Source organism: Flagellimonas sp. CMM7, assembly GCF_021390195.1.
GTDB lineage: Bacteria > Bacteroidota > Bacteroidia > Flavobacteriales > Flavobacteriaceae > Flagellimonas.
In genome coordinates this window covers 1,731,367-1,744,142 of the sequence record NZ_CP090003.1, presented here as the reverse complement: position 1 = coordinate 1,744,142, position 12,776 = coordinate 1,731,367, and the positions used below count along the sequence as shown (strand labels likewise).

Sequence of the window (12,776 nt, the reverse complement as noted above, 5' to 3'; positions counted from 1 at the left end):
TGATGCCTGTTAATTTAAAGTTGCTTTATAAAAAACATCTTGCAGAGCGGTTCTGATGTTTAATTTGTAAAGATTTCTATTGTTTCTTGTGGGGTATACCCTGTTTGAAAGAAAAATAAATACCAATTGGTTTTCGGGGTCTGCCCAAATAAAAGTGCCCGTAAACCCTGAATGCCCAAAACTTGTGTTGCTTGCCATGGGTGACGGATAGGCATCTTTTAAGTCTAGTGTATCATTCCCAATTAATGGTTTATCAAAACCCAATCCCCTCCTATTTTCATTATCTGGAAATTGAATTTTTGTAAATTCCTTGACCGTCTCTTCAGAAATAAGCTGCATGCCTGAATAGGAGCCATAATTTTGATAGAAGGACATGATTTTTGACATATCTTCTGCGGTACCAAACAATCCTGCATTTCCTGAAACCCCACCTAAGAGCGAAGCATTTTCGTCATGTACCCATCCTTTTACGAGATCGTTTCTAAAAAGCGTATCCTTTTCTGTAGGAACTATGGCATTAGGAAAGTTTTTGTTGGTTGGATTAAAACTTAAGGTCTTACAACCTAACGGAGTGTAAAAATTCTCTTTTAGGTATGTTTCATATTCCATTTGGGTGAGTTGGGAGATTAACTCAGGAAAAATAAGAAAGGAGAGTCCAGAATATTTATAGACCTTATCATCTGATACTTTTGAGCGATTAATGATACGATGCATTTTTCGCTGAAATCGATTTCGGATATAAAGTCCATCATAAACCTGTTTTTGAAATCGTGGGTTCGGCTTTTTCCTTATAAATCGGTTTTTAATTTTTCCATCTTTCATCACTTTTGCCATAAAAACGATGTAGGGGACCAAACCAGCTTGATGACTTAAGATTTGTCTTAGTGTAAGATCTTTCTTGCTCTTTCTTTTTCTCCAAGGCTTCCAATACGTACTGAACGGGACATCCAAGTCGAGTTTTTTCTCATCAACCAACTTCATGATTGCAGGGAGTGGCCCTGTAATTTTAGTAACAGAAGCTAGGTCGTATATGTCATTTAAACCTACATTTTGAATACTATCGTACGTGTGATAACCATATGCTTTGTGAAAAATCACCTGATTGTCTTTTGCAACCAATAATTGTGCTCCCGGGAAAGCATTGTTTTTTATACCATGAGTCATTATTGAATCTACCTCTATGGCAACAGATGCCTCATCAAAAGCTGGTTCAGAAGGAATTTCATTCGCTACGTATTGCTGAGCATTGTTTGTTTGTACAAACAGAAAAAGAAAGAGGGTAGCTAAAACCAGATTTTTCATGGTTTATGTTTTAATGGAAAAAGTTAACTAATTACCTGAATGAAATCTTTGGCAAAATAACTGGCAATAATGTTGGCGCCAGCTCTTTTAATGGCAATCAACTGCTCCATCATTACGGCATCATGATTTAGCCAGCCTTTTTCGGCGGCAGCTTTTAACATGGCATATTCTCCTGAAACTTGATAAACGGCTACGGGAACGTCCACTTCATTTTTAATTTCGCGAACAATATCCAAATACGCCAGTCCAGGTTTTACCATCACAATATCTGCTCCTTCATCTATATCCATTTGGGTTTCTCGAATGGCTTCAAACCTATTGGCAAAATCCATTTGATAGGTTTTCTTGTCCTTTGGAACATTGGCAATATCTACTGGGGCAGAATCTAAAGCATCTCTAAAAGGGCCATAAAAAGCGCTGGCATATTTGGCAGAGTAACTCATGATTCCTGTGTTTTGAAAACCTTCATCTTCCAAAGCTTCACGAATGGTTAGAATACGGCCATCCATCATATCACTTGGTGCAACAAAATCAGCCCCTGCCTGTGCATGTGAAACACTCATTTCTGCTAAAACCTCCGCAGTTTCATCATTTAGAATCTGTCCTTCAGCAACAATACCATCATGACCATAAGCGGAATAGGGGTCAAGTGCAACATCCGTCATCACCAACATCTCTGGACAAGCATCTTTTACTGTTTTGATGGCGCGTTGCATCAAACCTTCAGCATTCAGCGCTTCAGTGCCTTTATTGTCCTTTAGATTGTCTGGTACTTTTACAAAAAGTAATACCGCACAAAGTCCCATTTTCCAAAGTTCCTTTGTTTCTTTTTCTAGGTTGTCCAAACTCAATCTATAGTAATTGGGCATGGATGGAATTTCTTCCTTTATTCCTTTCCCTTCTACTACAAAGAGTGGCACTAAAAAGTCATCTGGAGTTATGATCGTTTCGCGAACCAATCTTCTAATGGATTCTGATGCTCGCAATCTTCTATTTCTAACTAGTGGGTACATATTTTGGGTTATAAGCTCTAAGTTAAAAGTTTAGAGTGTCTTTTTTATTGTTTTTATGAGGGAGGCCAACATTTTCTTTATTTCATCAATTTCAATCAGAAATTCTTCAGTTTTTTTGAATCTATAAAACCAAGTTCTTTAGAAACAAGAATCAGGTAATCTAATTCATGTGCTGAACCAGAAGAAATATAAAGAAATCGAACGAGTTCCTTTTGTGTTTCCCTACCACAACCTTCCGCTATGTTCGTCGGGATTGAAATACACGCTCTATTTATTTGTGAAACCAATCCAAACTGTTCTGACTTTGGAAATTGTTCGGTCGCACGATAAATTTTAAGAACTAAATCGTGCGACCGTTGCCAAACCTTATAGTTTTTATAATTCACCATAAATTAAACACTTATAACCATCAACTTTTAACTTATAGCTAGATATCAATTTCACCGATAAGGTATGGCACGGCTTTACCTGATATTTTTACACGTTCTCCCAAGTATTCGCAGAATAAGTCGCCACCTCTTGGAGAAATCTGCTTCGCAGTCATTTTAGTTTTACCCAAGACATTTGTCCAGTAAGGCGTCAAAGTGGTATGCGCTGAACCGGTTACTGGGTCTTCTGGAATACCACATTGAGGAAAAAATGCGCGTGACACAAAATCTACGCTATCACCAGGTGCTGATACAATTACACCTCGGCAATCCAATTTATCCAATAGATAAAAATTGGGTGATATGGCTTCAATTTCTTGTTGTGAGTTATAAATGAGCAAATAGTCTGTCTTTCCTTTTATGGTTTTAAGGGGAGTTAGCCCAATAGCCTCATTAATTTCTGAAATACTTCTTAAGGAAACCGTTTCATCGGTTGGAAAATTCATTGTCATATAGCCATTTGCAGCTTTTTCTACTAAAAGCTCACCACTTCTATGGGAATAAAAACGAATGGTATTTTCTGGATGGCCATGATAATTAAACAGCACGTAAGCCGTTGCCAAGGTAGCATGTCCGCATAGGTCTACTTCGGTTTCGGGAGTGAACCAGCGCAATTCATAAGTGGCATTTTTTTGCACTACAAAAGCCGTTTCAGCTAGATTATTTTCTTGGGCAATCTTTTGCATTAAACCGGAATCAAGCCATTCATCAAGAATGCATACAGCAGCTGGATTACCACCAAAAACGGTATCGGTAAAAGCGTCTATTTGGTAAATTTTTTGTTTCATAGGTTTGGTTTGAACACAAAGCTACATATTAAACCCAATCTTTTGGATTTTGCAATACCTGAATCAATTTTTCCTCCTCACTTCCTTTTTCAGGATGATGGTCATACTTCCATTGTACATGTGGCGGAAGACTCATTAAAATGCTTTCAATACGTCCATTTGTTTTTAATCCGAATAAAGTTCCTTTATCGTGAACCAAATTAAATTCTACATAACGCCCTCGTCTTACTTCTTGCCAGTCCCTTTGTTTTTCAGTGTATGACAGCTCTTTTCTTTTTAAAACGATTGGTATATATGCTTCTAGAAAGCTATTGCCGACCTCAGTTACAAAGTTATACCAGTTATCCATTTTCATGGTATCGGTTGTTTTGCAATAATCAAAGAAAAGACCGCCCAAGCCTCGTGCTTCATTTCTGTGGGTGTTCCAAAAATATTCATCACATCTTTTCTTGTAGTTGGGATAAAACTCAGGGTCATGTGTGTCACATGCTTTTTTGCAAATGGTGTGAAAGTGCTTACCATCTTCTTCAAACAAATAATAGGGAGTAAGGTCCTGGCCACCTCCAAACCATTGGTCTATTATATTCCCTTCCTTATCGTACATTTCAAAATACCTCCAATTGGCATGTACCGTTGGAACCATAGGACTTTTTGGGTGCAGAACAAGACTTAATCCACAGGCAAAAAAATCGGCATTTTGAACTCCAAAATAGTGCTGCATACTTTTTGGCAGCTCCCCATGAACTCCGGAAATGTTGACTCCACCTTTTTCAAAAACAGCTCCGTTTTCTATAACTCGTGTTCTGCCACCGCCACCTTCAGGGCGTTTCCAGAGATCTTCCTGGAATTTAGCTTTTCCGTCAACTTCTTCAAGTTTTGAGGTAATGGTATCTTGAAGCGTTTGTATATATGCGTAGAATTTATCTTTCATTATTCATCAATTATATGAACAAGTTTGTTTTTAAAATTAGCAAAGTTGGAATTTGTATTCACTTTGGAAGATGTGAGAGCCATTTTTTTTAAAATGACTATCACATTATGAACTGTTTGGGATGAATATTTTAAAAAAACAAAACGACCTACTTCATTATTGTGCAAATCCATCTTTCTTGCCAATTTTCGGTTTGGAAAAGCTTCTTCATGCCAATCAGTAATTTTTTCTACCCAAGTAAGTACTACAGCTTCATTTTTAATGGTATGGTGACACTTTTTAGCAATTAGGTAATTCCAGAAGGCATGCCGGAAAGCATTCGCTGGGCCATTCTTATAATGTGAACGGCCGTAATGTTGCGTTGAAATTGACATACAGTTTTTAGTGGCAGACAGTGTAGGGAAAATAAACAAGGGAAATCGTAAACATAATTTTGTCAAAACCCAGATACTTTTTAAATCTAATCTTCTCAATGTTTTAATTAGATTCATGGTTTCAAGCGTGAATTTTGGGATTATGAAGTTCGTATAGTTCCATATCCAAAACCTCTCCATTGCTTGTGGTGTGTTCTTGAGGCAAGGTTTGTTTCCAAACAAATCCATTTTTATCTGCAATTCGTTTGCTCGCTAAATTGCTATGGTGAACAATGATTTGTAGTGTGTGCAATTCAGCTTCATTAAAACACCATGGGATCAATTTTTTAATACTTGTTGTTGTGATGCCTTTACCTTCATATTGATACCCTAGGCAATAGGCCAACTCTCCCTGGTGCTGAATTTTACGAAGGTTTTTTACATAAAGCAATCCAACTATAGTATGGTTTGTATTCTCTTTTATGGTGAAGAGAAACTCCTCTTTGGCCATATATTCTTTAACCTTTTTCGCAACGAACAATTGTGCCAAAGTGGGGGTGAGATTTTGTTGTAAAGTCTGCGGAAAATAAGCTTTAAGCCGTTCTGAATTTGAAACTACAAAATTGCAAAGTCTCCAAGCATCTTTTTCTTGGATAGGACTTATGCTATAGTTTTCAAAGTCAAGTTGCATCTTCAACACTTAAAAAGGCTAATCGGTATATTCTTTAACTGCATCAATAAATGCTCTTGCATTTTCTACTGGGATGTGCGGTAGAATACCATGCCCCAAGTTCACCACATATCTGTCCTTGCCAAACTCACGGATCATTTGAGTGACCATTTTTTTGATGACTTCTGGAGGAGAAAGTAGTCGAGCAGGATCAAAATTCCCTTGCAGCGTAATATTTCCTCCGGTCAAGTATCGAGCATTTTGAGCAGAGCAAGTCCAATCCACTCCAAGAGCCGAAGCTCCAGATTGTGACATCTCTTTTAAAGCAAACCAGCAGCCTTTTCCAAAAACAATTACAGGCGCTTCATCTTTTAATGCATCTACAATTTGTTGAATGTATTTCCATGAAAATTCTTGATAATCCACTGGTGATAACATTCCTCCCCATGAATCAAAAATTTGGACGGCATTTACACCTGCCCTCACCTTGGCTTTTAAATAGGCTATGGTGGTATCTGTTATTTTCTGAAGCAGCTGATGAGCGGCTTCGGGTTGTGTAAAACAAAATCCACGTGCTTTATCAAAACTTTTGCTGCCTTGTCCTTCAACACAATAACAAAGTATGGTCCAAGGAGACCCTGCAAAACCGATCAATGGAATTTCATCTGCCAATTTTTCCTTGGTCATAGTAATGGCATCTAACACATATCCTAAGGATTCTTCAATGCTAGGAATGATAACACGATCCAAATCTTTAGCGGTCCTAATTGGGTTGGGTAAATAAGGTCCAAAGTTCGGTTTCATTTGCACCTCAATATTCATAGCTTGCGGAATCACCAAAATATCACTGAATAGGATAGCTGCGTCCATTCCATAACGCCTAATGGGCTGCACGGTTATTTCTGAAGCCAATTCTGGAGTTTGGCATCGAGTAAAGAAATCGTACTGCTCTTTTAGTTCCATAAACTCTGGAAGATAACGGCCGGCCTGGCGCATCATCCAAACAGGAGGTCTATCTACGGTTTCACCTTTTAAAGCTCTTAGGAACAAGTCGTTTTTAATCATGCTTTTTAAAATATTTTATAGCCTGGACCAACACATTTTCTACTGTTGGCTTGTTAGCAATTATAATTTGATCTGTGTGTTTTTTAGCTTCTGTCGCAGTGGTGTTACCAATGCAGAAAAGCATTTGTTCTGAAATAGAATTTTCCTTTGTATAACTTTTTATGCCACTTGGACTAAAAAAAAGTAGACCATCAAAAAGACGGTTGAACTTTCTATGAACCAAATGGGTTTTATATGTTTCAATTTCAGTATACCGAATGTTATTTTTTGATAAAACTTCTGGCAACTCCGCTCTTCTTATGTTTCCACATAAAAAAAGAAATTCTTCATTTTGATGGTTTTTGACTATAAAATCACCCAAATCTGAAGCATTTTCAGTGTTTTTGATAACTTTTAAACCATTTTCTTCCAGTATAACTTTAGTCTTTTCGCCAACGCAAAAAGCTTTATAATCAGAGGTGTCTATTTTTTTTGAATGTCTTAAAAAAGCTTTTACCGCGTTTTTACTTGTGAAAATATAGTTTTGGTAATGAAGAGCAATTGTCACATCTAAAAACTCAATTTGCAAGGCATTATATTCAACTAAACCTAGACCAGAGTTTAAGAACAATTCCTTTTGTGAAGGTGAGAGTATTTTAGTGGAGAGTACTGTTTTCATTTCTGATACTTTCCATGAGTTTATCTCCACCATTACTTAAAACTTCTTGTGCACATATTTCTCCAAATCCTTTGGCGGACTTTACTGGGATGGTCTTTTCAATGTCAACTTTTTGTTTTCCATCCAAAGAGAACACTGTTCCAATGAAATGGACCGATTGGTCTTTTATATTGGCCAATGCCCCAATAGGAGCGGTGCAACCACCTTCTAGGGCTCTTAAAAACTCACGTTCAATGGTTGTTGTAATTTCTGAATCTTTGTGATTTAGCTTTTGGGTTACTTCTCTTGAAAATGCATCCTTCTCCAAAGCAACTATTAACATTGCTCCCTGTGCAGGAGCCGGAATCATCCAGTCCAAGGATATGGCATCTTTTGGTAAAAGCTTGATACGCTCTAAACCTGCCTGTGCAAAAATGGCACCGTTCCAATCATTCTCAATCAGTTTCAGAAGTCTAGAGTTAACATTACCTCTTAAATCCGCAACCTTGTGGTGAGGGTATTTATGTAGCCACTGTGCTTTTCTTCTTAAACTACCCGTAGCGATTGTAGCTGAGTTTTCAGATTGAAGAAAACTTACTCCCTTATGGACCAAAATATCACTGGTAACAGCACGCTCCAAAACGGCGGTTTGAACAATTCCCTGTGGTAATTGGGTTGGCACATCTTTCATGGAATGCACTGCAATATCAATCTGACCTTTTAACAAGGCTACATCCAATGTTTTGGTGAAAATCCCCGTAATTCCAAGTTCGTAAAGAGGTTTGTCCAGGACTTGGTCACCCGTAGATTTTATAGGGACCAAAATTGTATCAAACCCTAAATCTTCAATTTTTTGCTGTACTGTTGTTGCCTGCCACAATGCCAATTCGCTATCGCGGGTTCCGATTCGTATGATTTTGCTCATTTTGAATCAATTTCTAACTGGAAAACCTTTTGAATAAGTTCCAAACTATCTTGTGTATCAACCTCAGAACTCTTTAAATGGTTAGCAAACTGTTTTGTAATTTTTTGAATAATTCTTTCCGAGATAATTTCTGCTTGATCTTGGTTAAAATCGGATAATTTTTTTGAATGAAAGTCAATTTCTTCAGCCTTCATCGTTTTAAGTTTCTCTTTAAGCGCGTTAATTACCGGGGCAAATTTTCTAGTTTCTAACCATTTCAAAAACTCTTTTCTAACCTGCTCAATAATAGCCTCCGCTTTGGGAACAAATTCTTTTCTTTTGGTTAGGGTATCATCTGTAATTTGAGAAAGTTGGTCCAAGTGGACCAAGGATACATTGTCTAATTCCAAAACATCATCCGATACGTTTTTTGGGACCGAAAGATCTAAAATGAGCAATGGCTTTTTTGGATAGATCAATGCTTTGGAAATTGTGGGCAATTGAGCTCCTGTAGCTACAACAAGAATATCAGCTTTTCTAATCTCCGTTTGTAAATCACCATAATCTTTTACGGTTAAATCAAATTTCCCCGCAATGGCCTCAGCTTTTTCCCGAGTTCTATTAATTAAAGTAATATGGGAGTTTTTAGAATGTTTGATGAGGTTTTCGCAAGTGTTCCTTCCTATTTTTCCAGTCCCAAAAAGTAAAATGTTCTTTTCAGAGATATCTGAAATTGTATTTAAGATATATTTGACTGAGGCAAAAGCAACAGATGTGGCACCAGAAGATAATTCGGTTTCGTTTTTAATGCGTTTGCTTGCTTGGATAACAGCGTTGCACAGGCGCTCGATAAACGGATTTGCCATATCCTGCTTTTTGGAGCGATAAAAACCTTGCTTGATTTGACTGATGATTTCAAAGTCACCCAAAATTTGACTGTCCAAGCCAGTGCCCACTTTAAACATATGCGAAATTGCATCATGGTTTTTGTAAACATAAGCAACCTCTTGAAACTCCTCAACATTACCCGCAGTTTGATCACAAAGCAATTTAATAAGTTGAAACGGGTGTTGCGCAAAACCGTATAGTTCGGTCCGGTTACAAGTGGAGATTACCAAAAGACCATCTACGCCCTGCTCCTTAGCTTGAACCATAATGCAATCTATTGCTGGAACATCTAGACTGAACTTTCCTCTTACTTCGGCATCTGCTTTCTTGTAGCTTAGCCCTATGGCGTAAAAAGAATTATGTTTTGAAATGTGGTAACTCCTCATAAAGGATAAAAATCGTGTCACAAAAATAGGGGCACTATATTTTAAAAAATAACGCTAGCGGAACTATAAATAACAGCCTTTGCACAATTATGGTCACTTTTTGACTAAATACTTCAAAAACACTGCTTTTATTGGTAAATTTGAATTAGCAAAAACAATTTAGAGTCATTCTAAATAGAATTAATTGCTTTAAAAAACAGCATTAAGCAATGGAAAATGTCGCCAAAGGTTCGTATGAGGAAATTTTAGTGGAAGATGGGTTTTATATACTTAAAATTCAGAACGATACAGAAGAAATTAATGTTATTGAACGGGAAATTGACAGCTCATTTATTCAATTTCATTTTTGTCTGAAGGGTGGATCTCGGTTTAATTTTAATCATGGACATTATGCATTGGAAGTATCTGAAGAGAACTCCCTTTTGTTGTACAATACGCAGAAAGATTTGCCATTAAATTTGAATGTTTCCCCTAACACCTGGTTGTTATCTGTTATCATGACCATTAGAAAGTTTCATTCTCTTTTTTCCAATGAGGCCAATTACATTCCATTTTTGAGCGAAGACAATAAAGAAAAAAAATACTATTCCCAAGAAGTTGTTTCCCCTGCAATTGCAGTAGTATTGAGTCAATTAATGAACTATAATCTGCATCCATCCATTAAAGAATTGTACGTAAGAGGGAAAGTATATGAACTGATCTCGCTGTATTTTAATAAAACCAAGGATGCAGATTTGGAACAATGCCCTTTCTTGGCAGATGAAGATAATGTGCGCCGTATAAAAATGGCCAAGGAGATCATGATTTCCAGAATGGTGGAACCACCAACATTGAATGAACTTTCAAAAGAAATAGGATTAAGTTTAAAGAAGTTGAAAGAGGGGTTCAAACAGATTTATGGCGATTCGGTTTATGGTTTTTTGTTTGACTATAAAATGGAATACGCTAGAAAAATGCTTGAAACTGGAAGCCATAACGTAAATGAGGTTGGCCTTAGGGTAGGCTATAGCACCGCCAGTCATTTTATTGCTTCTTTCAAAAAGAAATATGGAACAACACCAAAAAAATATTTAACTTCAAATGTTTAAAACCCTTTTGATGAAACCTATTAGACTATTCTTGTTTGCCCTTTGTTCAACACTATTTATTAATGCCCAGGATGACTCAAAAACAGAGAGTACCCCAAAGACCCCAGAGCTAGTTTTGATCTTTAGCAAGACTACCGGTTATCGTCATGAATCCATAGAAAAAGGGGTTAGAACACTAAGGCAATTGGGTAGAGAGAATGGTTTTATTGTACTACAAACGGAGACGTCTTCGGACTTTAATCCCCAAAACTTGAAAAATTACAAATTGGTGGTTTTTCTTAGTACTACATTGGAAGTTTTGGATAACACCCAACAAGTGGCGTTTGAAAATTATATTAAAGGTGGTGGAAGCTTTCTAGGGATTCATGCTGCGGCAGATACGGAATACGATTGGCCGTGGTATGGCAAATTGGTTGGTGGTTATTTTGATAGCCATCCTCCCGGTGTGCATGAAGCTAAGATAGATGTACTGAATAAAGAACATAGTTCTACCAATCATCTTTCTGATTCTTGGATGCGTACGGATGAATGGTACAATTACAAAAACCTAAACCCCAACGTTTCTGTCTTACTTAATTTAGATGAAAAAAGTTATGAAGGAGGAACTAATGGCGAAAATCATCCTATAGCTTGGTATCATGAATTTGACGGTGGAAGAGCTTTTTATACCGGAGGCGGCCACACAGAAACTTCTTTTGATGAGCCTGATTTTAGACAACATCTACTAGGTGGTATTGAATGGTGCTTAGGGAGAAAGTAGAGTAGGTCTTGCCACAATGATACCAATATTACTTTTGATTTTTTTTAAATAATCAACTAATGGTTCTTCGGTTATTCTAACAGACCCGGAACTGGAAGCATGAAGTAGATGTATTCTTCCATTTTGTTTAATGGCAAATCCGGTATGGGTTACATCTAACCCTTTAATAGATGTGGCAAGTGCAATAATATCTCCAGATTGAATCAAATGTTCCTTGCTTTCAATTTTATCCTGAGGTAGGATACAAAGGCTTTCTTTGGCAAGTTCTATTTCAACAGCTTGAATGGCCTCGTAGTTTTCGTCATCTTTCAAAAAAGGGTACAATGCTCTATGGGTACCCATAAAATTGATGGATTTGTTCGTCTCAATACCATCAAGTTCTACAGTGATGTTTTTAACAAGTCCCTTTTGTTCATTGTTTCTAATCCATTCTGTAAAATAATGTAAACGAGAAGGGTAACCATCTAAAACACTATTTCTATACCGAATGGTTTCAAGGTTTTTGGTAAAACCCTCAAAGTCAGTTTGATTATTTTGGAGTAATAGACCAAAGGCCAAAACATTCTCAACATAGGTGGTGCAATCAAACCCCCTTAAGTTGACAACCAGAGTTTCTGTGTCGCCTATTTCCAATGTTTTTTCAACGTATGGAGTGTCTAAAAATGATTTACCGATGTCTACAACAGAATTGTCCATTTCAGAGACATTTAACTTTTGGAGCTCCAGGATTTTAGCATCAAAGAGAGATTTGTCTGTAGGAGAAGAGCTTATGAGTTGCGCATTCATTACAGCTGTATGGAGAAATAAAAGGAGTATCGATATATTATTCATTTTACTGCTGAACTAATTTAACTCTTGATAAATAGAGGTGTTTTCATATATCAAATATAAGAACCAAGATTTAAGGATAAGAAAAACTATTCGTTATGGAAAAGGGTAATCCATTCTTCAATAAAATCATCCCTCAATGCTTGCTCAGAAGGAATAATGAATTCATTTTCAATGAACGTATCATATGAATCGGAATTTATATAAAACTTCGAGGATTCCAGTTTGGCCTCTTCAAGCAGCAATAAAGGATATTGTTCCATAATAGCTGCAGGCAAGCCTATTCCAATAGGATAGTTGTCTTTAGTTGAATGCACTTGCCACCAAGTATAAGAACAACTCTGAGTGTCGGATCGCTTTATCCAATTGTTCACCTTTTTTTTATATTCAAGGTTGATTTGAAAATCAAAATTTGTGATATCAGAATTTATTATTGCCATGCTTGGGTAATCTGGGATGTTTATTTCTGGCTTATTGCCATTTCGATTGTAGTGGTATTCATAATTTTCAAAATGTATTTCAAAAAAGGTTTTGTAATAGTCAAATTGATTTAAAAAACCCAAAGGAATGGGAGATTGAATGTTAGAATTAAAAAGTTCTTGCAAAAGAAAACCTTTGTCATGGCTATTGGCAATATCTTTGTTCTGTCCTAGTAACCGAATCTTGTTTCCCGTATTTGGGGGTAAAGCAGGAAGATGCAAATATGAGTCAAATGCTTCAAATTCATTAAAGTTA

The 12,776-nt window shown here is 36.9% G+C and carries 15 protein-coding genes; 2 read left to right on the top strand and 13 right to left on the bottom strand.

Going from position 1 to position 12,776, the window contains the following annotated elements:
• Positions 1 to 9 precede the first annotated feature (9 nt).
• The 11 genes from LV704_RS07975 to hemA all read right to left on the bottom strand — a co-directional run bounded on the left by LV704_RS07975 (position 10) and on the right by hemA (position 9,365).
• Positions 10 to 1,302: a serine hydrolase gene (locus LV704_RS07975; protein ID WP_163420888.1), complete on the bottom strand. Its 1,293-nt coding sequence runs from the start codon at positions 1,300 to 1,302 to the stop codon at positions 10 to 12.
• A 23-nt stretch (positions 1,303 to 1,325) separates the two neighbouring features.
• A complete protein-coding gene (gene hemB / locus LV704_RS07970; protein ID WP_163420889.1) occupies positions 1,326 to 2,315 on the bottom strand; it encodes a porphobilinogen synthase in 990 nt (329 codons plus the stop codon).
• A gap of 95 nt (positions 2,316 to 2,410) precedes the next feature.
• On the bottom strand, positions 2,411 to 2,704 hold the full coding sequence (locus LV704_RS07965; RefSeq protein WP_163420890.1) for a four helix bundle protein: 294 nt from the start codon (positions 2,702 to 2,704) through the stop codon (positions 2,411 to 2,413).
• Between the two features lie 38 nt (positions 2,705 to 2,742).
• Positions 2,743 to 3,531 carry a PhzF family phenazine biosynthesis protein gene (locus tag LV704_RS07960; protein WP_163420891.1) on the bottom strand — a complete coding sequence of 263 codons (789 nt, stop codon included), beginning with the start codon at positions 3,529 to 3,531 and terminating at the stop codon, positions 2,743 to 2,745.
• A gap of 28 nt (positions 3,532 to 3,559) precedes the next feature.
• Positions 3,560 to 4,462: an oxygen-dependent coproporphyrinogen oxidase gene (hemF, locus tag LV704_RS07955; RefSeq protein ID WP_163420892.1), complete on the bottom strand. Its 903-nt coding sequence runs from the start codon at positions 4,460 to 4,462 to the stop codon at positions 3,560 to 3,562.
• A complete protein-coding gene (locus tag LV704_RS07950; RefSeq protein ID WP_163420893.1) occupies positions 4,462 to 4,836 on the bottom strand; it encodes a hypothetical protein in 375 nt (124 codons plus the stop codon). Before LV704_RS07950 ends, hemF begins: the two co-directional genes overlap by 1 nt.
• A gap of 121 nt (positions 4,837 to 4,957) precedes the next feature.
• A complete protein-coding gene (locus LV704_RS07945; RefSeq protein WP_163420894.1) occupies positions 4,958 to 5,506 on the bottom strand; it encodes a GNAT family N-acetyltransferase in 549 nt (182 codons plus the stop codon).
• 18 nt (positions 5,507 to 5,524) lie between these two features.
• Positions 5,525 to 6,550 (bottom strand): uroporphyrinogen decarboxylase, encoded by a 1,026-nt coding sequence (gene hemE, locus LV704_RS07940; RefSeq protein WP_163420895.1) that lies wholly within the window; start codon positions 6,548 to 6,550, stop codon positions 5,525 to 5,527.
• Entirely contained in the window at positions 6,543 to 7,208 is a 666-nt protein-coding gene (locus tag LV704_RS07935) for a uroporphyrinogen-III synthase (RefSeq protein WP_163420896.1), read from the bottom strand. Before LV704_RS07935 ends, hemE begins: the two co-directional genes overlap by 8 nt.
• Positions 7,186 to 8,112, bottom strand: coding sequence for a hydroxymethylbilane synthase (gene hemC / locus LV704_RS07930; protein WP_163420897.1), 927 nt, complete (start codon positions 8,110 to 8,112; stop codon positions 7,186 to 7,188). Before hemC ends, LV704_RS07935 begins: the two co-directional genes overlap by 23 nt.
• The gene (gene hemA / locus LV704_RS07925; RefSeq protein WP_163420898.1) at positions 8,109 to 9,365 is read right to left on the bottom strand and encodes a glutamyl-tRNA reductase; all 1,257 of its coding nucleotides are present in this window, start codon (positions 9,363 to 9,365) and stop codon (positions 8,109 to 8,111) included. The genes hemC and hemA overlap by 4 nt, the downstream gene beginning before the upstream one ends.
• Positions 9,366 to 9,574: 209 nt before the next feature.
• On the opposite strand from hemA, the gene LV704_RS07920 reads away from it, so the two are divergent.
• Both LV704_RS07920 and LV704_RS07915 read left to right on the top strand, forming a co-directional pair.
• Complete coding sequence (locus tag LV704_RS07920) at positions 9,575 to 10,453, top strand: AraC family transcriptional regulator (RefSeq protein WP_163420899.1); 879 nt, start codon at positions 9,575 to 9,577, stop codon at positions 10,451 to 10,453.
• 10 nt (positions 10,454 to 10,463) lie between these two features.
• The gene (locus LV704_RS07915) at positions 10,464 to 11,213 is read left to right on the top strand and encodes a ThuA domain-containing protein (protein WP_205597859.1); all 750 of its coding nucleotides are present in this window, start codon (positions 10,464 to 10,466) and stop codon (positions 11,211 to 11,213) included.
• Here LV704_RS07915 and LV704_RS07910 read toward each other — a convergent pair.
• Together LV704_RS07910 and LV704_RS07905 are read right to left on the bottom strand one after the other, a co-directional pair.
• Positions 11,199 to 11,999 carry an N-acetylmuramoyl-L-alanine amidase-like domain-containing protein gene (locus LV704_RS07910; RefSeq protein WP_233782170.1) on the bottom strand — a complete coding sequence of 267 codons (801 nt, stop codon included), beginning with the start codon at positions 11,997 to 11,999 and terminating at the stop codon, positions 11,199 to 11,201. The two genes, LV704_RS07915 and LV704_RS07910, sit on opposite strands and share 15 nt — an antisense overlap.
• 131 nt (positions 12,000 to 12,130) lie before the next feature.
• Positions 12,131 to 12,742: a hypothetical protein gene (locus LV704_RS07905; protein ID WP_205597860.1), complete on the bottom strand. Its 612-nt coding sequence runs from the start codon at positions 12,740 to 12,742 to the stop codon at positions 12,131 to 12,133.
• Positions 12,743 to 12,776: the final 34 nt, after the last annotated feature.

Bases quoted from the DNA above. Each gene is read 5' to 3' on its own strand.
- hemC (WP_163420897.1), bottom strand. From the start codon at position 8,112: ATGAGCAAAATCATACGAATCGGAACCCGCGATAGCGAATTGGCATTG.
- LV704_RS07975 (WP_163420888.1), bottom strand. From the start codon at position 1,302: ATGAAAAATCTGGTTTTAGCTACCCTCTTTCTTTTTCTGTTTGTACAA.
- LV704_RS07920 (WP_163420899.1), top strand. From the start codon at position 9,575: ATGGAAAATGTCGCCAAAGGTTCGTATGAGGAAATTTTAGTGGAAGAT.
- LV704_RS07935 (WP_163420896.1), bottom strand. From the start codon at position 7,208: ATGAAAACAGTACTCTCCACTAAAATACTCTCACCTTCACAAAAGGAA.
- LV704_RS07965 (WP_163420890.1), bottom strand. From the start codon at position 2,704: ATGGTGAATTATAAAAACTATAAGGTTTGGCAACGGTCGCACGATTTA.
- hemF (WP_163420892.1), bottom strand. From the start codon at position 4,462: ATGAAAGATAAATTCTACGCATATATACAAACGCTTCAAGATACCATT.
- LV704_RS07960 (WP_163420891.1), bottom strand. From the start codon at position 3,531: ATGAAACAAAAAATTTACCAAATAGACGCTTTTACCGATACCGTTTTT.
- hemA (WP_163420898.1), bottom strand. From the start codon at position 9,365: ATGAGGAGTTACCACATTTCAAAACATAATTCTTTTTACGCCATAGGG.
- hemB (WP_163420889.1), bottom strand. From the start codon at position 2,315: ATGTACCCACTAGTTAGAAATAGAAGATTGCGAGCATCAGAATCCATT.
- LV704_RS07910 (WP_233782170.1), bottom strand. From the start codon at position 11,999: ATGAATGCGCAACTCATAAGCTCTTCTCCTACAGACAAATCTCTCTTT.
- LV704_RS07950 (WP_163420893.1), bottom strand. From the start codon at position 4,836: ATGTCAATTTCAACGCAACATTACGGCCGTTCACATTATAAGAATGGC.
- LV704_RS07945 (WP_163420894.1), bottom strand. From the start codon at position 5,506: ATGCAACTTGACTTTGAAAACTATAGCATAAGTCCTATCCAAGAAAAA.
- LV704_RS07915 (WP_205597859.1), top strand. From the start codon at position 10,464: ATGAAACCTATTAGACTATTCTTGTTTGCCCTTTGTTCAACACTATTT.
- hemE (WP_163420895.1), bottom strand. From the start codon at position 6,550: ATGATTAAAAACGACTTGTTCCTAAGAGCTTTAAAAGGTGAAACCGTA.